The following is a 21,911-nucleotide window of genomic DNA, read 5'->3' on the forward strand; positions in this document are numbered from 1 at the left end:
TAATGAAATTGCGAGGAATTTTGAAATGAAAAACGGGATTAACCGTGTTGTATTAGTAGGAACAGGGGCAGTTGGATGTAGTTATGCTTACTGTATGATTAACCAAGCTGTAGCTGAAGAATTTGTTTTAGTGGATGTAAATGAAGCAAAAGCTGAAGGAGAAGCAATGGACTTAAGCCATGCGGTTCCTTTCGCACCAGCTCCAACAAAGGTTTGGAAAGGTAGTTATGAAGATTGTAAAGATGCAGATCTTGTTGTAATTACAGCTGGATTACCACAAAAGCCGGGTGAAACACGCTTAGACTTAGTTGAGAAAAACGCTAAAATTTTCAAGCAAATTGTTCGTAGCATTATGGATAGCGGCTTTGACGGTATCTTCTTAATCGCAACGAACCCTGTAGATATTTTAACTTACGTAACTTGGAAAGAATCTGGATTACCGAAAGAACGCGTAATCGGTTCTGGTACAACTCTTGATTCTGCTCGTTTCCGCTATATGTTAGGCGAGTACTTCGATATTGGACCGCATAACATCCATGCTTATATTATCGGAGAGCATGGTGATACAGAACTTCCAGTTTGGAGCCATGTATCAATTGGCATTCAAAAGCTAGAAACGCTTCTTGAAAAAGACAACACATATAACCAAAAAGATTTGGATGATATTTTCATAAACGTTCGTGATGCAGCTTACCACATTATTGAACGAAAAGGTGCTACATACTACGGCATCGGCATGTCACTGCTGCGTGTTACGAAAGCAATCTTAAACAATGAAAACAGCGTATTAACTGTATCAGCATACCTTGAAGGTCAATACGGTCAACAAGATGTTTATATTGGCGTACCTGCTGTCTTAAACCGCGGAGGCGTTCGTGAAATTTTAGAAGTTGAATTAAGTGAAGAAGAAGAATTAAAATTCGATCACTCTGTTCAAGTATTGAAAGAAACAATGGCTCCTGTTCTTTAATCATATTTTTCAATCAAAAAAGCAATCCGATTTATATTGGATTGCTTTTTTTATATTTTTATAGTTCCCCCTCAATTTAAACGGTAATATTATCTATAATAAAGTGAAACTTTAATCAGTGGGGGTTTTGTTCATCCCCCACTGATTATTAGCCCGCACCAATCGGGCGTTTACGGACAGTTAATGCGGGATAAAAAGGAGTGATTTCATGAATGATTCTTTGACAAGAGTAATCCTCTTACTAGCTGTAGCGGCATTAATACTTTTTCTCTTTTTAATCATCCGAACATTATTTCCAACCAAAAAATATGATAAGAATCTCGGGTTGATTCTTATTATTTTAAGCTTGTTAGCAATACCGATAAGTATCTTCCTTATAGGAGGATGGGCAGGTATTGGGGTTGGCATAATCGCGGTGTTTATTTTTACTGCTGTTATTATAGCTTTAATTGCAAATAAATTTATAAAACTACCTCCTCCAAAGAAAAAATAAGAAATAACCGATGTTTTCCCCAAAAGACAACATCGGTTATTTCTATCACTTATTACTTTTAATCGATTTATCATTATTTACGTCAAGTACATCTAATAAAAAGATAAAGATCGGTATCCCGATAATAAGCCCCCATATTCCGAGGAAATGCTCTGAAAAGATGAGAATCATAAATGTATAAAAGACAGGCAAATTCGTTTTTGCAGACATAAATTTTGGATTTAAAAAATAACTTTCAAGAGCATGGATTATTGTAATGAATACTAGTATGTACAAAACGTACATAACCCCGCCTACGTTATAGGCAATGATACAAAGTGGAAACAGTGAAATGATTACGCCAGCAACAGGAATCAACCCTAGTAAGAAAATCATAACAGCTAATACGAGAAGCTGCGGAAATCCTAAAACAATCAATGCAATGACAGTAAGAATACAATTTACAACTGCAATTAAAAATTGCGCTTCAATTACTTTACCGAACGATCTTGCAAACCTTTCGCCAAAATATGCAATCTCCTCATAAAAAATCTTTAGCTTACTCTCTTTAAACTTAGAAGTAAATGTAATAATACGCTCTTTTTCTAATAAGAAAAATAAGCTTAATATTAGAGACAATAATATTTGTAAACTCACCTTCCCTATATTCGCTATCGATTGATAGATGACATCTACACCCTGTTCTATATATTTTGATACTTCCATTCCATTAATTGTCGAAAGTGCATATTTAATGATCTCATTATCAGGTGGGTTTTGAAAAAATAGCTTAAATTGATAAATCAATTGTGAAATTTGTATCGTTAGCACAGGTAAATATTTATACAATGTAGTGCCTATAAAGGAAACTAATATTATATACAAACATGCGATAACAATTTTTCGATTCACTTTCAATTTCTTTGAAATAAAACGTTGAAATCGATCCATTAAAAATGTCAGTATAAACGTAATTAATATCAAATTGATCATACTTTTTAATCCATATAATACAAGCGCTAATATTATTAAAACGAGAAACCGTTGAAACCCTCTACTTCGAAAAAAATTTTTCACTTCATTCATTAAGATTTAACCTCCCCCTTCAATGGATGGAAATTGGATATATTACAACACATACTTATTCATTGTAATACTATTACATTTTATGAGCTTCTATAGACAATCTTTCTTACTAATTGGGAAGAATCCTTTTTTCTTTTTTATTGTCGGATTTTTTCATCTAATGCTTTTCTAAAAACTACTTTATCAACTCTATATTTTAGGAGAACGTCTATTTTTAAACTGTTGCTCCGTAGTAGATTTTTCATATTGAAAAAAGAGAGTTATCTATTACTTAACCCTCTCTAAAAAAATGCTAAATGAAAAGCTTAATTATTTCAATCTAATCATTTCTTTTTTGCATTTGCTTCGCTAACAATTCCTTCACTTGGTTATACGTTAACCCTGAATTTTTGTTTAAACGCTTTACTTCCTCGACATCAGTACCTACCACTGTATATTTTTTCTCATCACTCATATTTCCACTCCCTTTTTTTACCAGATCATTTTTTATATTTCTTCCCTAAACTCTTATAAATTAATACAAATAAGGAAACTGTACTAAATTCAATAGGTAAAGGGAATTCAGTTGCGTAAGAGGAATAGATAAAAAAATGTCGAATTTATTATACTTGTTGAATTTGAGGACTTGGAGGATACATTTTGAAAAAATATGAGTTTAAAAATAACATTCCAACATTGGAAGAGTACAAATATTTGTGCGATTCTGTCGGATGGTCTAATTATATGAATTTTGAAGTAGCGGAAACATCACTGAAGAATTCTATTTACTGCATAACAGTCAAGGATAATGAGCAAATTGTGGGTATGGGGAGAATTGTTGGCGATGGGGCTATCTATTTCTATATTCAAGATATAGTGGTTCATCCAGATTATCAGAAAAATGGTATTGGGAAAGAAATAATGTATATTTTGGTTGAATACTTAAATCAAAATGCCCCAGATAAGGCATTTGTTGGTTTGTTTGCATCACAGGGTAAAAAATCGTTCTATGAAAAATACGATTTTAAAGATTACTCACCAAACATGACAGGGATGTTTACTGTCATTTCAAAAAAATAAGCATTTAGATTATTGATTGTAAGGAAAGACATCGATTCATATGGAGGAAATTGTTCTTGCAGTAACATTTTCCACAATAGAGTTTAAATATTATATACGAAGGGACAGTACATATATGGCTAATATGTACTGTCCTTTCATTTATCTAACCTTTTCATTTTGATAAGTATATAACAGATTCCTTCTCGTTATATATTAAATTTCTTAATAAAATTTCACCACATCTTCAGTAGGTAAGAACGTTCTTTCTCCTGGTTGTTCATTTGGCTCACCAAATGGCATTTGTCCTACTAAACTCCACTCTGCTGGAATGTTCCAAGTTTCTTTTACTTCAGCATCTACGATTGGATTGTAATGTTGCAGTGATGCGCCAATTCCTTCAGCAGATAATAGCATCCACACAGTATGTTGTAACATTGCATTACCTTGATGAGACCAGAATGGGAATTGATCTTTATATAATGGTGCATTTTCTTGCATTTTTTCTACAGTTGCTTGATCTTCAAAGAATAGAACTGTCCCTACACCTGCATGGAAACCTGTTAGTCTTTCTACAGTCGCTTCAAAGTTTTCTGCTGGTACGCGTGATCTAAGTGTTTCTTTTACGATATTCCAAAACTTTTCATGCTCTCCATCCATTAATACGACCATACGGCCACTTTGCATATTGAAAGATGTTGGTGCGTGTAAAGCTGTTTTTAAAACCTTTTCAATTCTTTCTTTTGTAATTGCATCATTTTTTGTTACTTTACGAATTGAACGACGGTTCACGATTGCTTCTTTTAAGTTTGTTGTAGTTGCTGACATTTTAATTCCTCCAAATATTTGTTTTATAATTTATTTTGTTATTTCATAACAAGCGAATTAGCAATATCCATCTGTATTACATTGCATTCCTTCAAAAGAATTTGTTTTATTCTTTTCAATTTCTTTATCAATTACTCTCTCTAGCGTTTCTTTACTAGCAAGCCCTTGAATAACTTCATCACCAATCATGACAGTTGGTACCGCCATAATATTCGCTTCATCATATGCACGCTGAATTGCTTCTTGATGTTTTTCTTTATATTTTCGATTTACTAATGCATCTTTAAATTCAGCTTCTGGAAGCCCTACTTCTACCGCAAGTTTTGTTAACACATCAATATCTTCAATGTTTTGTTCTTCTTGGAAAAATGCGGTGAATACGCGGTGATGATACTCATTTCCTAGCCCACGTTCTTTCGCAAATTCACATCCTTCAAAAGCTAAATGTGTATATGGATGCGGTGAAACACGTGGCAAGCGCATATCGATTCCTAATTTCTTCGCTGTAGGAAGAATGAAGGCATCCCATGAACCTAACTTTTCTGGTTCATTCCATGGATCTATTTTTGAATATGGACTTGGACGTAATTCAAATGGCATCCATTCAATTTCTACGTCTTTCTCTTTCGCTACTTCATCTAATGGACCTTTTGCTAAAAAACAAAACGGACATATAAAGTCTGAGTATACTTTCATTTTTACAGTCATAATTTTTACACCTTACCTTTATAGTTGTAATCAAAATAGTTACACTGATAACAAAAAAATATAGATAATATTTTAAGCATTCATTTTCTCTTGTAAAGATTCAAACAACTGCCCCATCGTAATATTTTTCAAAACTTCTTCCATCGCGGATTGTGCTTGAATTAATATAACTTCTAACACTACTTGAATATTCGCGCCAATTGGACAATCTGGATTTGGTTTCTCATGAATATGAAATAGTTTATCCTCTTCCACTACATTTACTGCATGATACACATCTAACAACGTGATTTCATGTAAATCCTTTAATAATCCCGCGCCACCTGGTCCACGATTTACGTAAACAAATCCAGCTTGTTTCAAGTACGACATAATTTTACGGATTACTACCGGATTTGTATTTACACTTTCAGCCATATAGTCTGAAGTACAAAGTGAAGATGGATTGTTTTTCAAAATAGATAAAATATGAACAGCTATAGAAAAGCGGCTACTAATTTTCATCGTAATCACCACCTCGATGTAATCATTATAGTTACAACAAAAAGATAAGTCAATCCTTTTGATAGATTTTTTATAAGCAAATTAAAAAGTGTCCCATTATGATATATGAGACACTTCTTTTTATTCTGTAAATAGCGCTTGAAATTCTTCAATAAATAGCTGCACAGCGATTGAAGAATCCTTTAATGATGGAACAGCTAAAGCAATTTCTCTCCATACTTGCGGTTCCAACTCTCTCGTTTGCACATTTTTTGGTAAATTCGTTAAAGATAATTCAGCTAATATTGCAATACCTAATCCTTCTTGAATCATATTTAAAGCTGTAGTAACGGTCGAAATTACATACTCAGCCCGCAGTGGTACGTTGGCTTGTTTAAACATATCAATAATGGGTGGTTCGTATCCGCCCTTACATAATATGATCGGTTCATTCTCTAAATCACTAATTGTAATAGAGTCCTTCTTACAAAGAGGATGATCCTCTCTTAAGATAACAACCATTTTCCCCTTCGTTAATGGGACAATCTCCATATCTTTATTAGGCAAAATAACAATTCCTATATCAACAACCCTCGATACTAACCAATCTTCAACTTCTTTAATCGTCCCTTCACAAAGAACGACTTCTAAGTTCGGATACTTCTCCTTAAAAAGATTTATCATTTTGGGTAAGAAATGCGCAGAAGCACTCGGAAAACTCCCAATTCGGATCGTCCCAACTTCGTGCCCTTTCTCCATCGCAACTTCTTGTTCAATCTTCTCTACACCGTTCAAAATCTCTCTAATATGCACAAGAATTCTGTTTCCTACATCCGTAACGAGTAATCCTTTTCGTTTATCACGTATAAGAATAGTAACTCCTAATTCTGACTCAATACTTGAAATCGCATGACTTACAGCTGGTTGCGTCATATTTAACACCCGAGCAGCCTTCGTAAAACTACCTAACTCAACAGTTTTTATTAATACTTGCAGTTGTGTAATGGTCATAACTAATCACTTATACTCCTTATAAAAAAGATTCATTTTATTTATCACAGTCGATATCATATCATAGTGAGATGAATCACACCAAGGAGGTTTTACAGTGACACAGCTTTCTCGAACTAAGACAGCCATAATCCTTACGTTTCTCGTTTTCATGTGGGGAATCAATTGGCCTTTATCTAAGTTTGCCCTGCATTATACACCACCCGTTTTATTTGCAGGCGTTCGAACTTTAATTGGAGGATTCATTTTACTCCTTTTCGCTTTACCGAAATACAAAGAGTTACATTTAAAAGAAACTTGGCATTTATACGTTATTTCTTCTTTACTTAACATCATTATATTTTACGGACTACAAACTGTCGGACTTCAATACATGCCCGCCGGACTATTCTCCGCAATCGTATTTCTCCAACCTGTCTTACTCGGCATTTTCTCATGGATTTGGCTTGAAGAGGCAATGTATGGCTTGAAAATTTTCGGACTTATTCTTGGATTTATTGGTGTAGGGGTTATTAGCTCTAGTAGTTTAACTGGACATATTTCTATTATCGGTGTTCTACTTGCTTTAGGATGTGCTATCGGCTGGGCACTCGGCACAGTATTTATTAAGAAAACTGGACACCGTGTTAATGCCATTTGGATGGTAACACTTCAGCTTATTATTGGCGGACTTTGCTTAATCGGATTTGGTTCAGAATTTGAAAGCTGGTCTAACATCGCTTGGAGTATACCATTTGTAAGTGTACTACTATTCATCTCATTCTTTGTTATTGCAATGGGATGGCTGGCTTACTTCACACTTGTTGGAGCTGGTGAAGCAAGTAAAGTTGGGGCTTATACATTCCTTATCCCCCTTATCGCTATTATTGTAAGCTCTATTTTCTTACATGAGGCCATTACAATTAGCTTATTTATCGGACTTTTATTTATTGTGGTAAGTATTTGTTTTGTAAATATAAAGCCGAAAACACTTACTGTAAGGCAGCAAGTTGAAGTGAAATAAATAGACATAAGAAAGAGCCTACTTTTTGTAGGCTCTTTCTTATGTCTATTTTGTGCACCATCACTTTAAGTACCAACAAAAAGGTAAATCTCTCTTTTTGTTATAAATATCAATATCAATAATCTTTCAGCTCTATCCCGTTAGCAGCTTTCGCTATCATTTTCGAAATCATCTTAAATTGTACAACCATAATGGTTGGTATACGCAACATTAAGTTGCGTAGAAAGATTTTGAAGTTTGATTTTTCAATCATACTCCCGGCAGCTATTAATCCTATTTTTTGATTTTTCTCAACAAACTTTCTCATTTTTTGTTCATAGGCAACAAATGCACGGGCGAAGTCGCCATCTGCAGCTTTGAGTTCACCAGCTAATACAAAAGCCCCGACAAGCGCCAGGCTAGAGCCTTGACCCGATAAAGGTGATGGGCCATACGCTGCATCGCCTACCAATGTAACCCGCCCCTTTGACCATGTCGGCATGTGAATCTGGCATATCTCATCAAAATAAAAGTCTGTCGCATCTCTCATGGTCTTGAGTAGATGCGAGGTTTCCCAACCTGTATGGTCTAAGAAGGCATTTTCTACAAGTTTCTTTTGAGATTCTATATCATAGCGGTCGTACTTCAATGCCTCTGATTTGAACAAGAACATCCCCCTTGCTTCGGTATTGTCACGAGCGCTATACATACCTACTGTTTTGCCTGGTATCGTATAAAGCAGCTGGCAGTGGTCGAGGTTGAGGTAGTTCTCGAGGTTAAAAATTGAGATATAACAGCCAAGCGTACGTTTAAACTGTGCTTCGTCGCCAAAAGTTAAGGTGCGCACATTAGAATGGAGCCCGTCCGCACCGATGACCAAGTCAAATTTCTGTGGCTTACCATGAATAAATTGAACTTCTACACCAGCTTCAGTCTCATGTATAGCGGTAATTGAATCGCCCCAAATGTATTCAACCGTATCCTTGGTTAAATCGTACAAAATGTTACTAAGATCGTCACGAATGATTTCTATGTCCAGACCCTGCTGGTTCCCCATACTCGCTTCGCTTATTTGACCTTCGAACTTGCCCTTGCTGTTCACGAAGTAAACACCAGTCATGTTCGTGTCAGCTGCACGAACTTGATCAAGTATGTCCATCCCCTTAAGCACCTTAATAGCTGCACCACGGATATCAACCCCGTAACCACCCGTGCGCAATACTGGTGCACGTTCTATTACAGTCACGTCGAATCCGTGGCGTTGAAGCCAGTAAGCGAGTGCCGGGCCGGCAATGCTCGCACCAGAAATAAGGATGTTCATCGTTTGTATCATAATTACTTATTCACTCCTATCCTAATTAAAGCCTTAACATCTCCACAGTATATTCACGACCTATTCTACTTATTTACCACAACAAAATAATAGGAATTTAATTTTTCAACAAAATGGTCCACTTCAAAAAAATACGTCTTTTTATATGCCCCCTCGATTTTGATTAAAGATTAATTTCAGTAGTTTTCAAAAATATTTAATATAAAAATTGTGTCTCAACTTTCCGCTCAGCTGAGCAAGCATTCTCGTGGTTTCATTCTTCTCATGACCAAGTAAGCTTTTTATTACTTCAAGTGGCGCACCGTTGTTAATCATATATGTAGCATAGCTGTGACGTAATTGATGAGGATGAATACTCTATTTAATCCCAGTACAATTTGATATACGTTTGATAATAAATCTTAGGTTATCAATACTTATACGTCTTTTGAGCCTTCTTCCGGTAATAAACAAACAAGGCTCCTCATCATCTCTTTCATCTAGATACCTTTTAACCAAATAGTGCAACGAGTATTAAAGTATACTTCCCTTTCTTTATCACCTTTCCCATGCACAATGACAGAATTCGTTGAGAAGTTAATATCATCACGATTCATTTTTACGACTTTCCCAATACGGCAGCCCGTAGAATACAAAAATTCAAATAATGATATGATTTCTCTCGTTGTATTGGGATGTTTATAAACCATCAATTTTTTGTTCCTCTCCTATTCTTCATACTTCTGTTCATTAGCCAAAGTATGAAGAATAAGAGCTTTTTTATATACAAATAATAAAGCTCAAGGAGTTGTTGACATGAATTTCATATTAAATATTTTAGGGATTTTCATTGTAATATTATTCGTTTTCCTATGTTCGCCTAATAAAAGAAAAATAAAATGGAGACCAATCAGTATTCTAATAATATTGGAGCTTTTTATTACATGGTTTATGTTAGGTACCAAATTGGGTAGTATCATAATTAATAAAATTGCGTCATTTTTCAGTTGGCTACTTTCATGTGCGAATGAAGGTATTCGATTTGCATTTCCTTCAGCTATGGAAAATCAAACAATTGATTTCTTCTTTAGCGCATTACTTCCTATCATTTTTGTTATCACTTTTTTTGATATTCTTTCTTATTTTGGAATCTTAACTTGGATTATCGATAAAGTAGGTGCAATCATTTCAAAGATTTCTCGTTTACCAAAGTTAGAAAGCTTCTTTTCCATTCAAATGATGTTTTTAGGAAACACGGAAGCACTTGCAGTTGTTCGTGATCAATTATCTGTTTTAAAAGAAAATCGTTTGTTGACTTTTGGAATTATGAGTATGAGTAGCGTCAGCGGTTCCATTCTTGGTGCTTATCTATCAATGGTTCCAGCAACATATATTTTCAGCGCCATTCCTTTAAACTGTATTAACGCATTAATTTTAGCCAATGTTTTAAATCCTATAGAAGTCACTAAAGAAGAAGATATTATTTATTCACCTTCAAAAAATGAAAAAAAAGATTTCTTTTCTACCATTTCAAATAGTATGTTAGTTGGGATGAATATGGTTATTGTTATTTTAGCTATGGTAATTGGATATGTAGCATTAACAGCATGTTTAAATGGGATTTTAAGTTTTTTGTAACAGGTTTAACAATTCAAAAAATCTTCTCTATTATCTTTAGTCCTTTTGCATTTTTACTTGGTGTATCAGGCAGTGATGCTATGTATGTAGCTGAATTAATGGGGATAAAAATAACAACGAACGAATTTGTTGCAATGATGGATTTAAAATCAAACTTAAAGTCTTTACAACCGCATACGATTGCAGTTGCAACAACATTTCTAGCCTCTTTTGCTAACTTTAGTACAGTAGGTATGATTTATGGAACTTACAATTCATTATTTGGCGGAGAAAAATCTTCAATAATCGGTAAGAATGTTTGGAAGCTTCTTGTTAGCGGAATGGCTGTTTCCTTATTAAGCGCTATGCTTGTGGGGCTTTTTGTATGGTAAATGAATAATACGAATGTCAATTTTTTATTTTCCAATATTTCTCCTCCAATTTCTTGTCACGCCACCTGAAACAATGCTGGTTCGCTTATGGGCATCTCTAAAAAGTAAAGAGCAGAAGATACAAAAAATTATTTAATTTTAACACTTCAAACACGCATCCCTCCTCGAGGCTGCTTAATCTCTAATATTAATTAACAAAGGTCTCATTACTTTCAATGAGACCTTTCAATGTTGCCTATTTTTTACGACGTACTACAAAAATACAAGTACCCACTGACGATACAATTGCCAAAATGGATAAGATAATTGCTATTGTTTGCATATTAATGATACCTGCATTCTCTTTCACATTAGATACTTCACCATGTTCTCCTGTTAATGATGTACCTTTTGCAATCGTAGTAAGGGAATGTGGTTTCTCAGCTTTCTCATCACCTGTCCATTCAACAATTTCTCCGTCCTTATATTGCTGATATGCATCCCAAGCTATTTTTTGTTCTTTATCTGGATTTTTAGCGACGAAAGTAAATCGCTGGAACTGACCAGGTAAAATCCCATCTCCTGTTGCTTCCCATATTACAGTTTTAACTTTTCCAGCTGCATCTTTTTGTTCTTCCACTTTCCATCCTGGCACTGGCTCATACTGTTGAAACTCGACTCCAGATGGTATTTTCAGTGTAACTTTTGTTGTTGCCATATTCTTTTCAACAGGTACCTTTATTGTATAAGTCTCCCAAGAGCTAACGTCAGAAGTTGCTGGTTTTACAGTCACATGAGCACTAACAGGTAACGAAAAAATTCCCATTGCAATTATAGTTGCTACCATTGTTGTTCCTAATTTTTTTATACGTTTCATTTTCTTATAACTCCTTTTCATCTATAACTTCTCTTTATGCCACTATTTGTGGGCAGTAAGACTCCCACCTCAAAATTCGGCTGGAGCAAAGAAGTTAGGTGGAAGCCCTGCTGCCCGTAAAAGCCCGATTGGTGTGGGCTAATAATCAGTGGGGGATGAACAAAATCCCCACTGGTTAAAGTTTCACTTTATCTGCCACCTACAATAAATTTATAATCTGTATCGAAGCTATCAAGAGATTTTGTTAATCCATGAACATGTATATTCCAGTTTCCTGTCATGTTAATATACATACCTTCCGCTTCATATTCTCCCGGTGAAACTGCCGAAACTTTAAATGAACCTTTGCCCATATTCATATCTAACGATTGAGTCGTCAATACAATTTGTTCCATATCGGTAACAGGCTGTCCATTCTCATCCTTTACATTAATATGGAATGTATTCTGTCCCACCTTATTTGGACTTACATGTAAAGTGAGTTCATATCCATTCTCTAATTGTTTACTTTCTGTAAAAGGTCCAGTAGGAGGCATCGGCGGTGTTTGTACGTTTGTCATAAAAGCTACGATTACGAAAACGATAATTCCAATGATAAACTCTACTTTCAGCGTAGCTCCTAATCCTTGCTGTGCTCGCATTCTCCCTCTCACATAATGAATAATTCCCAATACCCCCATGAAAACAAATAAAAGGATCTTCGTTAATAAGGCTAATCCATACTTCGTATCAAATAACGAATGGATCGTTGGAATAAAAAATGTACTATTAAAAAGGCCTGTTATTAAAATCACAATGACAGCACCAGTTGCCCATGGTGAAAAACGCTTAATTGCATCCCAATACATAGTCCACTTGTCATCCTCTTTACGTAAAAGAAGAATAATCGATGATAGACCGCCAATCCATAATGAAGCTGCGAATAAATGTAGAAAATCCATCACAACAGCAATGTCTTTAAACTTTAAACCATATGCGTGACTATTAATGGCTTTCATAACAAGTAACCCAACAAACAGTAGCATTGGAATGCTCCATACTTTAAAAGATGAAAGCTTTTCACGCTTCACCGCAAAATATGTAACAGTTATAAGCGTACTAATAAGAGCCATTTGAGTTATCCATACATAACCAAAAACAGATAGTTGTAGTGTTTCTTTTAATAATATAGGATCGAATGCTTCTAACCATGAAACATCAGCATTCATTTTCGCTTGCAATGGTAAATTGAATAGTAAACTAATGAATATCCCAAATAATGATATCCATATTATTTTTTTACTCCTTGATTGAACTGGGGTTGCGTTCCCTTTATACATAATAAGATTAAAGAATAGAACTCCTAAAAATAGCGAGAAACTTGTATATAGAATCCCTCGTTCCATAATCATATCGATTTGCGGAACATAGCCCATCTCTTCCACATGTATATCGTCTGTTCCCACTTCTGCTGATCCAATCTGGAACGGAATAACTCCTTGAATTGGATGTCCATCAGCTGAAATAGCTTTCCACTGAATAGAGTAGAGACCATTTTTGAGATTCTCTTTTAACCCAGCCTCTAATATTTTTTTGTTTTTCTTATCAATATGAGCATCTTTTAAATCTACTCTTTTACCTGAGGTATCTCTTACGAACAATGTATTAAATCGTGAAACTTGTATATCCTCATCAAATTCAATTTTCACGACAGTTGGTGCTTTCTTCAACGTTTCATTTTCAGCAGGATTTGATTTCACAACATACGCATGAGCAGATGTGCTTTTTGGTATCAATATGATAAACACGCACGCTATTAATAGCCACGCCCCTAACCTTCGCATTACTTTCACACTCACTTCACTTCTTTCTTTTTCGTCACTACACTTTCATTACTTTTACTTCCAAAGTTTAATTTCCAGATAAAATGTTAACCTGATTAAGTATGAGGGTCTATTTAGTATCACTCTCTATTTATTCCTCACCTCTACACTTCCAATACAATAGTAGCTACCTTCATAGATATTACTTATATTTTTAAAGTAGATTACCATTATAGCATAAAATATATTTATGTAAGTTTCTAAAGAAGAAAAGTTATCGTGAATCATTTGTGAAAAAAATGTGAAATAACCTCCCATATAAAGAGAAATACACAAATTAAAAAGGCGTTACGTTATTACGTAACACCTTTTCTCAAGGATAAACCTCCTTTATTTCTCTTCCGGATAATCACAATACTCAATAATTGTTCCCTCTGTATCCGCTGGGTTAAGGTAAATTAATCGTCTACCATGCTTATTGATGCGAAGCGTATGTTCTAACGTTCGAATACCTTGTTCCTTTAATTCTTCTAAAGCTACATCTAAATCATCTACACGATATGCAACATGATGAACACCTTTCCCTTTTTGCTTTATAAATCTTGCTATTGGAGAAGTTGTATTATTCGTCGGTGCAAGTAATTCTATTCTATCACCATCTACTTCAAGAATGGCTACTTCGCTTTCAACACCGGGTGCTTCACTTACGTATCGATCTATTAAAGTTCCTGCTAAAACCTTTTCATAAAAATGTATCGTACTATCTATATCACGAACTGCGATGCCGATATGATCAATTGTTTTTTTCATTTTATTTCCCCTACTACTTTATTTTTTCTCATTATTAATAGTAACAAAAAAAGTTATAGAATCAAATTCTATAACTTTTTAAATTTAACCTATTTTCTTATTCGCACTAGCCGCTGGTTGAACTTGATTTTTCGCTTTTAAAATGCTAATGCCATATCCGATAAATCCACCGATAATCGCTGGGAAGATCCAGCCTAATCCTACCTCCTGCATCGGAAGGAATTTAGTGAACACACGGCTTACTACTTCAATGTTAACTCCAGCTGCACTTAATCCATCAAATAAGCTGATGATAAATGTTACGATTAAACTCACTTGATAAACTTCAGCTCTTCCTTTGAATAATGAGTGGAAGAAAGTTAAAAAAATCAATACAATTGCTAGTGGATAAATTGCTGTTAATACTGGCACAGAAACTGCAATTAATTGCGTTAATCCAACATTTGCAACAATTGCACTAAATACACATAGCGTGATTGCGATTGCTTTGTAAGGAACATTTGGGAATAACTTATGGAAAAATGAAGAACACGCTGATACAAGTCCCACACTAGTTGTTAAACAAGCAACTGTAATCATTAATCCTAATAATACCCCGCCATATGATCCAAAATAGTAGTTAGAAACTTTCGCTAATACTTCTCCGCCGTTTTCTAAATGTCCAAGCTTCGCAACACTTGAAGCTCCCATATAAGAAAGTGCTGTATAAATAATTGCTAGAATCGATGCTGCGATGATTGTCGCCTTTGCACAAACAACCATAATTTGTTTTTCGTTTTCGCACCTTTTTCTTTAATTGCATTAATAATGATGATCCCAAATACAAACGATGCAAGCGTGTCCATTGTTAAGTACCCTTCTTGGAATCCTTTGAAAAATGCATGTGATGTATATCCTTCAACTGGTGCTTGCATCTCTCCAATCGGATGAATAAAAGCAACGATTACTAAAATACCAATGAATGTTAATTTAATTGGTGTTAATATTTTTCCAACAATATCGACAATTTTCGCAGGATTTAGCGAAAAAAAACAAGTGATGCTAAAGAATATAATTGTAAAAAGAATTAACGGTGTAGAACCTAATCCCCCTGGCATAAACGGCTTAAGACCAATTTCATAAGAAACATTTCCCGTTCTTGGTATTGCAAATAACGGACCAATCGCTAAGTATAAAACTGTCGTAAACACAATCCCGAATACCGGGTGAGCTCGACTTGCTAATGACTGTAAATCATCTTTACCTGAAAAACCAAATGCTAATACACCTAGTAATGGTAATCCAACACCTGTTACTAAAAATCCAGCGTTAGCAATCCATACATTCTCTCCTGCCGATTGACCAAGCATCGCTGGGAATATTAAATTTCCTGCTCCAAAAAATAGTGCAAATAACATTAATCCGATAACTACTATGAACGAAAACGGTACTTTATTCGCCATAATATAACCCCCATTCAAATTTCCTTATCTCATTTCCAATTTTAACTAATTGAATTTTCTGAATATTTAATTTAAGTATCAACTATTCTTGAACTCATTATAGTTTGATATATAATATTTTGCAATACTATTTTCAAACTTTTCATTTATTTTATAAATATACATTTTTTAACATAGAAAACAGACTAAAAAACCAACATGGTCATCATGTTGGTTTTTCCGTTTATTATCATGAATTAAAATTTTGCAGCTACTTTTTTAACGGTTTCTAAACCTTCTTCAACAATTTGTTGTGAACGATCTGGATATTGATTGTGTCCTTCAATTACAACTGTCTCTGGATTTGTAATTCCCCAGAATCCAAGTACAGTTGTTACGTAATTTACTGCCATTTCCATAGGAGCCATTTGTTCTGAAGAGTAATCTGAACCACGAGCACCTAACACAACTACTTTCTTACCACCAGCTAAACCTTCTGGACCATTTGCTGTATATTTAAACGTTTTTCCAGCTTGAGATAAATATGAAATATACGTAATTAATGGTGCTGGTACTGTAAAGTTCCATAATGGGAACGCAAATACAACTTTATCAGCTTCTAAAAACTGATTTAAATATTGATCTACTGTAGCAACCGCCTTCTCTTCTTCTGCTGTTAACTCCATACCTTGACTACGTTTGTATCCACCTGAAATAGCGATATTTCCGTAATAAGGAAGATCTAATGCAAATAAATCTAACTCTGTAATTTCTGTATTCGGATTAGCTTCTTTATAAGTACTTACAAATGTTTCATACATTTTTGAACTAATTGCTTGCTCCGCTGGACGATCGTTTGCTTTTACAAATAATACTTTTGACATTGCTTTATTCCCCTCTACTTTTGTATTTTCTTCTTTTTTACCAAATAATGAGCTAAATAATCCCATTTTCTTCACCTAAACTTTCTCATCATATTCATTATTCATCATCATAAAAATTCTTATTCTAATAAAAAGTTCCAATTGATACCTTAAATAAAGTTAACTAAAACTTTTTGTTATTTAATTACCTTATGTAAGTGATTGTAATATATCTACTTACTTTAGTCAAGTAACTTTTTAAAAAGAAAAGAATCTCGAATTAAAAATATTTAATAAAGATATTTCCTCAGTCAAAATGATCAATTCAAAAACACATAAGTGAAATACCTTGTATAATACAACTAGAGAGAAATTCATCTATAGAGAGGGTTTATTAATGAGTACTTTAGAAAAGATTCAAACCTTTATCATTCTTGCAGCTGTTATATTCGGGGTTATATTAGGACAATTTAATATGATACATATGTATTCGGAAAAATTTATTGTTCCCTTCTTATTTTTAATGCTTTATGGATTATTCCTCAGCATCCCATTAAAAGAAATAAAAAATGGATTCCGCAACTTAAAATTCGCTGGAACAAGCCTAGGTATTAACTTTATATGGACACCTTTTCTTGCTTGGGGATTAGGAGCATTATTTCTTTCAGATCACCCAGCACTTTGGGTTGGGTTTATAATGTTGATGGTTACTCCATGTACAGATTGGTACTTAATATTTACTGAAATAGCGAAAGGAAATGTAGCACTTTCTACAGCAATTTTACCCGTGAATTTAATTTTACAAGTATTACTGCTTCCAATTTATTTATTTTTATTTGCTGGTGTAATGAAGACTGTAGCGGTTTCTGTTTTAGTAGAAAGTATTGTTATCGTAATCGTCTTACCATTTTTACTTGCGCACGCTACAAAATTCATTATGCATAAAGTGAAAAAAGCTGAAACACTTGAGAATAAGCTCATTCCGTTTTTCAGCTCTGCTCAAATTGTATTTTTAAGTTTAGCAATAGTAGCGATGTTTGCCTCACAGGGTAAGTACTTATTACAAAATATGAATGTTGTTTTATTGTTACTTATACCAGTATTACTGTTCTTCATGATTAACTTTATACTAGGACAGTTTGTAGGACGTATGATGCATTTATCCTATGAAGACACTGTCAGCCTAAGCTTAACAACGTTAGCGAGAAACTCACCTGTTGCACTTGCTATTGCTGTGACCGCTTTTCCAGATGAGCCTCTTATCGCACTTGCACTCGTTATTGGACCATTGATTGAGTTGCCAGTACTTGCTTGTGTTTCACAAGTGTTATTACTTATTAAGAAAAAACAGCAATACATATAATAAAAAAACGTCCTACTTTGGGACGTTTTTTATTGTCGAGAAATTATAGAATTAACGATAATTATCCGCTCTAAGGATTTTATACGCTATAGAAAATTAACTTGTCGTTACATTAACAAATCCTTTCTATTTAAAAATTATAGGAAAAGTAAATATAACGAAAGCTGCCCAAAGTCCGTAGATTGGCAAATACTTCGTAACGGCGTCTTGGATAGCTGTCGGTCCTGATTTGTTTTGTAGAAAACGCATATAGGAAAACATAATCCAAATGAGATTTGCCCAAATCAGTATGTTTACGCCTAAAACAGCAAGTCTATTAGGTGTAATCCCGTAAGAAGAAAGTCTGAATACGATGGCTGACAATGCGACAGTGTCAATAATAAGCGCCAGAACAATTAAGGCGAAATTTATATAATCTGAAATGCTCTTTTTCTCTTCTGAGTCACTCTCAACGATAGAAAATATAGTAACAGCCAATACTCCAAGGAGTATTCCATTGAAGGCCATTAGGAAATTGCGGTCCAAGAATGGATTTTTCCCACTCCATATAACCGTTATAAGATAGATCAACAATGTAATCAGTACAAGTGGACTAAAAATTTTAGCTATATATGGTGTAATATTTTTAGCAAGTTTAAGGTTCATTGATACTAAGTATGTAGCCACAATTGCGAGAGCGGCAGCACCAAATAAAACAACATTACTAAAATAGAATTCTCCTATATCCAAGTCAACGAAGCTAAATAACTTCATGGTGAATACTGCTAGTACCATTCCGCTCACTGCCATACTCGCGTAGAGAAGACAATATTCTAAATTAAATTTAATATAAGCTAATCTTGTACTACCTTTTGAATATTCATTTCCTGTAAACGCAAGTCCTACTAAGACCCATAACAATATAGGAAGATGTAAATACGCAAGTATACTGCTGTCTTTATAATTTAATGGCAACATATTAAGATACAACCCGGAAATTAGGAACAACGCCGCAAGGAAATAAATAATACTTTTTTTCGGAGTATTATTGTAAATAAAATAAGCAACAATAAAAGGAATTACACCAAAAACTAGGTTAATTGGAGCAATTGCTTCCTGCTCGACAAAGTGGAAAATGATTCTAGTGCTTAGCCCAGCTAGAATAGCTAACATGCCCATGAATAAGAAACCTTTTTGAAACAGCGATATTTTTTCTGCATTTTCCGTTTCCTTGAAATACATCCTTTCATACCAAGCAGCTAGAACCTGAGAATCAGGATTTTCATCCCATGCTTGTGAGAATGACTTTTTAAAAGCTTTCGGGTCTTTTCTATACATTCTCTCCAACTCATGAGGGTTATCCATATTTTCAATAATCAAATTGTTAATGTCCATATTTATACCTCCTCTAATTAAAAAAATAACGTTGTTACCTTTTCCATAAAAAGTACCACGATTATTTATTCTGTTTTTGATTCTAATATAAATTTTATCGTTTTACAATAAATTTTTATTATTTTTTATAATATTTTTGTTGTATATTTTGTTTTAAGTAAAAATAAAAAAGCATGACATAAAATTGTCATGCTTTTTCTTTTCTATCAATATTTTTTTCAAACTTAATCTGTTATAGCACCTTTCACTCAGGCAGGAGCTTTTTTATTTGTTGAAACCACTTGTCTTTGTATAAAAAAGTTCTTTACTAATAAGTAGTGTAATTACTGCGTTTTTCAAATTAGTAAAAAACTTTTTTATCTTTTATTTATATAGCTACAGTCAATTTTGAAACTTCCTCAAGTAAAGAACTTTTTTATTCCAACTCAATTCTTCGGACGATGTCTATATTGCTTGATTAAAGGCTATTTTTGCTTTGTTCACATCTCCTAATCAACTATTTCCCAAAATTGAGATGCTACTTTGGAAATTCTTTGGTCTTTTAATTTTATTATTACAGGCTCTAGGTGAAAATCAAATTGTTTCAATTCAAAAAGCGTTGTATGTTCTAAAAATGTTGATGTGTAATCCATTCTTGGAATAACGGATAGTCCTAGCCCTCTACTAACAAGTGCTATAACCATCCTTATATCTTTACACTCGATAATGATATTTGGCTTGACTTGATGTTCATCAAACACTTTGAAGAGATCTTCATTGAAAGAGAGTCCTTCCATTGCTCCTAGCATAATGAATGGGAACTGGGCTATCTGTTCAATCGTCACATGCTGTGATGAAAATGATGTTGCCCAACTGGCCGGGATAATTACAGCGGTTGATTGTTTTTTTAATACTTTCATCTCATATTGTTCACTATTTCCCAATCGTAAAAGTAAGGCAACATCAATTTCTCTTTGTTCTAGTCTTTTTAATAATTCTTCTGAATTTCCCGTTACTATATTTATTTTAACATTAGGGTATTGTGTTCTAAACGTACTAACATAGTCAATGAGCATATTCGAACATGTAGATGATGCACCGATACTTACTGTTCCACCTATTCCTTGTTCAATTTCTTGAATTTGCTGCTTTACATCTTGAATTTGCATTAGCATTTGATTGGCATATTGGTATAGTATTTCACCTGTTTCTGTAAGCTCCCATTTTTGACGATATCGATGAATTAAAGTTGTGCCAAGGTCAGTTTCAAGCTTTTTTAATAATTGACTAAGTGGTGGTTGCGCGATATGGAGCACTTCTGCTGCTTTAGAAATGCTTCCTTGTTTCACAATTTCTTTAAAGTAATATAATTGTCGAAAATCCATTGTATCTCTCCGTCATATGTTTTTTGATATGATTAGTTTATCATATATATATTTTTCATATGTCGAGTTTGGCGTTATATTTAATTCTATAGCTATAGTCTTTATATTGATAATATTAACTAGAAAGTGAGAGATACTATGAATCATCGGAACAGAACCTGGAAGCGCCTCGTCTTATACGTGCTCGGGTTATTTTTTATGTCGATCGGCATTAGCATGTCGATTCAAGCAGGGTTTGGTGTATCGCCTGTGTCATCATTAGCATATGCAAGTACGCTAACGGTTGGTTTATCGGTTGGTGTGACAATGGCGCTTGCAAATGTTTTATACATTATTATTCAAGTAATATTAAGTAAACGAATGGAGTTCAATGAATTTGTGAGTCAATTCATTATTTCGTTTTTATTTGGGTTCTTCATGGATGCAACGCTCTTCCTTGTACAACTTTTCCCCACACCTGAAACTATCTTTGCTCGAAGTGTATATTTGATTATTAGTTTATTTGTTATAGCGGTCGGTTTAATGGGCTATACAACAGCGAAACTGCCATTAATGCCGTATGATGCGTTAACTTATGCAATTAGTGAAAAATTTAATTTGAAATTCGGTAACGCAAAAATTTTGAGCGATTTAATCAACATTTGTGTGGCTGGTGCAATCTGTATAGTTTTCATTCAATCATTAGGATCAATCGGAATCGGTACACTAATCGCCGCCTATTTTATCGGCAAAATTTTAGGGTGGATGATACCGTATTATCAACCAACTCTTCAACAATGGATATTTAAAACAGAGAAGGCTGCCTAAGGAATCATAATAAAGTACAGGGAAAATAGATAAATCAAATTCCTCAGTCGAAATCAAACAATGAATTTTGCACCTTACAAAGTGCCAGTCCACATTATGAATTGCACTTCTTTATTACTGCCTTTTCTTCGACCTTCCATTACTTTGGTTAAATGATAAAACAAACATCGTATTAAAACTAACCTGCCGTTTAGTTAAAGAAGGATTTTTAAACAACTTTTTTATTTGTTAAAGGACTTTATTGTAAATTAAATAACTTTATTGCTACTTAACACTATTTCATACCATCTTTTCAAACAATTATTTTAAATAATTTTTAGTATTAGTACACAAAAGTCTGTAATTATAAAAT

At 34.0% G+C, this 21,911-nt stretch carries 19 protein-coding genes and 3 pseudogenes; 7 read left to right on the top strand and 15 right to left on the bottom strand.

Annotated elements, in window-relative coordinates; translation table 11 throughout:
- Positions 1 to 25: 25 nt before the first annotated feature.
- Together CDB3_RS14865 and CDB3_RS14870 are read left to right on the top strand one after the other, a co-directional pair.
- Entirely contained in the window at positions 26 to 970 is a 945-nt protein-coding gene (locus CDB3_RS14865; RefSeq protein WP_128855026.1) for an L-lactate dehydrogenase, read from the top strand.
- A 208-nt stretch (positions 971 to 1,178) separates the two neighbouring features.
- Positions 1,179 to 1,463 (top strand): YesK family protein, encoded by a 285-nt coding sequence (locus tag CDB3_RS14870; RefSeq protein ID WP_128855027.1) that lies wholly within the window; start codon positions 1,179 to 1,181, stop codon positions 1,461 to 1,463.
- Positions 1,464 to 1,508: 45 nt separating this feature from the next.
- Here the strand turns inward: CDB3_RS14870 and CDB3_RS14875 are convergent, their stop codons facing one another.
- Positions 1,509 to 2,528, bottom strand: coding sequence for an AI-2E family transporter (locus tag CDB3_RS14875; RefSeq protein ID WP_128855028.1), 1,020 nt, complete (start codon positions 2,526 to 2,528; stop codon positions 1,509 to 1,511).
- A 319-nt stretch (positions 2,529 to 2,847) separates the two neighbouring features.
- Entirely contained in the window at positions 2,848 to 2,982 is a 135-nt protein-coding gene (locus CDB3_RS32400; RefSeq protein WP_002118339.1) for a hypothetical protein, read from the bottom strand.
- Positions 2,983 to 3,167: 185 nt separating this feature from the next.
- Between CDB3_RS32400 and CDB3_RS14880 the strand changes: the two genes are divergently transcribed.
- On the top strand, positions 3,168 to 3,587 hold the full coding sequence (locus CDB3_RS14880; RefSeq protein ID WP_128855029.1) for a GNAT family N-acetyltransferase: 420 nt from the start codon (positions 3,168 to 3,170) through the stop codon (positions 3,585 to 3,587).
- 204 nt (positions 3,588 to 3,791) lie between these two features.
- Here CDB3_RS14880 and CDB3_RS14885 read toward each other — a convergent pair whose 3' ends face one another.
- From CDB3_RS14885 to CDB3_RS14900, 4 genes are all read right to left on the bottom strand, one after another.
- On the bottom strand, positions 3,792 to 4,394 hold the full coding sequence (locus tag CDB3_RS14885; protein ID WP_128855030.1) for a nitroreductase family protein: 603 nt from the start codon (positions 4,392 to 4,394) through the stop codon (positions 3,792 to 3,794).
- Positions 4,395 to 4,451: 57 nt separating this feature from the next.
- Entirely contained in the window at positions 4,452 to 5,102 is a 651-nt protein-coding gene (locus CDB3_RS14890) for a DsbA family oxidoreductase (RefSeq protein WP_071733864.1), read from the bottom strand.
- 72 nt (positions 5,103 to 5,174) lie between these two features.
- Positions 5,175 to 5,606 carry an Rrf2 family transcriptional regulator gene (locus tag CDB3_RS14895; protein ID WP_128855031.1) on the bottom strand — a complete coding sequence of 144 codons (432 nt, stop codon included), beginning with the start codon at positions 5,604 to 5,606 and terminating at the stop codon, positions 5,175 to 5,177.
- Between the two features lie 120 nt (positions 5,607 to 5,726).
- On the bottom strand, positions 5,727 to 6,596 hold the full coding sequence (locus CDB3_RS14900; protein ID WP_071769982.1) for a LysR family transcriptional regulator: 870 nt from the start codon (positions 6,594 to 6,596) through the stop codon (positions 5,727 to 5,729).
- A gap of 97 nt (positions 6,597 to 6,693) precedes the next feature.
- Here CDB3_RS14900 and CDB3_RS14905 point away from each other — a divergent pair, with 97 nt between their 5' ends.
- Positions 6,694 to 7,599 carry a DMT family transporter gene (locus tag CDB3_RS14905; RefSeq protein WP_128855032.1) on the top strand — a complete coding sequence of 302 codons (906 nt, stop codon included), beginning with the start codon at positions 6,694 to 6,696 and terminating at the stop codon, positions 7,597 to 7,599.
- 115 nt (positions 7,600 to 7,714) lie between these two features.
- Here CDB3_RS14905 and CDB3_RS14910 read toward each other — a convergent pair whose 3' ends face one another.
- Positions 7,715 to 8,911 carry an FAD-dependent monooxygenase gene (locus tag CDB3_RS14910; protein ID WP_128855033.1) on the bottom strand — a complete coding sequence of 399 codons (1,197 nt, stop codon included), beginning with the start codon at positions 8,909 to 8,911 and terminating at the stop codon, positions 7,715 to 7,717.
- Positions 8,912 to 9,097: 186 nt separating this feature from the next.
- Positions 9,098 to 9,561: pseudogene (locus tag CDB3_RS32405) on the bottom strand (tyrosine-type recombinase/integrase); the annotation flags it as partial.
- A 145-nt stretch (positions 9,562 to 9,706) separates the two neighbouring features.
- On the opposite strand from CDB3_RS32405, the pseudogene CDB3_RS14925 reads away from it, so the two are divergent.
- A pseudogene (locus tag CDB3_RS14925) lies at positions 9,707 to 10,899 on the top strand (nucleoside transporter C-terminal domain-containing protein).
- 235 nt (positions 10,900 to 11,134) lie between these two features.
- Here CDB3_RS14925 and CDB3_RS14930 read toward each other — a convergent pair.
- The 5 genes and pseudogenes from CDB3_RS14930 to CDB3_RS14950 form a co-directional block, all read right to left on the bottom strand.
- Complete coding sequence (locus tag CDB3_RS14930; protein WP_128855034.1) at positions 11,135 to 11,755, bottom strand: YcnI family copper-binding membrane protein; 621 nt, start codon at positions 11,753 to 11,755, stop codon at positions 11,135 to 11,137.
- 188 nt (positions 11,756 to 11,943) lie between these two features.
- A complete protein-coding gene (locus tag CDB3_RS14935) occupies positions 11,944 to 13,593 on the bottom strand; it encodes a copper resistance CopC/CopD family protein (protein WP_128855035.1) in 1,650 nt (549 codons plus the stop codon).
- A gap of 354 nt (positions 13,594 to 13,947) precedes the next feature.
- The gene (locus tag CDB3_RS14940; protein ID WP_128855036.1) at positions 13,948 to 14,367 is read right to left on the bottom strand and encodes a VOC family protein; all 420 of its coding nucleotides are present in this window, start codon (positions 14,365 to 14,367) and stop codon (positions 13,948 to 13,950) included.
- Between the two features lie 84 nt (positions 14,368 to 14,451).
- Positions 14,452 to 15,809 (bottom strand): annotated as a pseudogene (brnQ, locus tag CDB3_RS14945) (branched-chain amino acid transport system II carrier protein).
- 236 nt (positions 15,810 to 16,045) lie between these two features.
- The gene (locus tag CDB3_RS14950; RefSeq protein WP_128855037.1) at positions 16,046 to 16,738 is read right to left on the bottom strand and encodes an FMN-dependent NADH-azoreductase; all 693 of its coding nucleotides are present in this window, start codon (positions 16,736 to 16,738) and stop codon (positions 16,046 to 16,048) included.
- Positions 16,739 to 17,048: 310 nt separating this feature from the next.
- Between CDB3_RS14950 and CDB3_RS14955 the strand changes: the two genes are divergently transcribed.
- Positions 17,049 to 18,014, top strand: a complete 966-nt coding sequence (locus CDB3_RS14955; protein ID WP_128855038.1) for an arsenic resistance protein — start codon at positions 17,049 to 17,051, stop codon at positions 18,012 to 18,014.
- Positions 18,015 to 18,140: 126 nt separating this feature from the next.
- On the opposite strand, the gene CDB3_RS14960 is transcribed toward CDB3_RS14955, so the two are convergent.
- Together CDB3_RS14960 and CDB3_RS14965 are read right to left on the bottom strand one after the other, a co-directional pair.
- Positions 18,141 to 19,388, bottom strand: coding sequence for a DUF4153 domain-containing protein (locus CDB3_RS14960; protein ID WP_128855039.1), 1,248 nt, complete (start codon positions 19,386 to 19,388; stop codon positions 18,141 to 18,143).
- Positions 19,389 to 19,876: 488 nt separating this feature from the next.
- Positions 19,877 to 20,752: a LysR family transcriptional regulator gene (locus CDB3_RS14965; protein ID WP_128855040.1), complete on the bottom strand. Its 876-nt coding sequence runs from the start codon at positions 20,750 to 20,752 to the stop codon at positions 19,877 to 19,879.
- A 138-nt stretch (positions 20,753 to 20,890) separates the two neighbouring features.
- On the opposite strand from CDB3_RS14965, the gene CDB3_RS14970 reads away from it, so the two are divergent.
- A complete protein-coding gene (locus CDB3_RS14970; protein ID WP_128855041.1) occupies positions 20,891 to 21,559 on the top strand; it encodes a YczE/YyaS/YitT family protein in 669 nt (222 codons plus the stop codon).
- Positions 21,560 to 21,911: the final 352 nt, after the last annotated feature.

Origin of the sequence: Bacillus sp. CDB3, from assembly GCF_002081505.1 — a bacterium.
Taxonomy (GTDB): Bacteria; Bacillota; Bacilli; order Bacillales; family Bacillaceae_G; genus Bacillus_A; species Bacillus_A cereus_AT.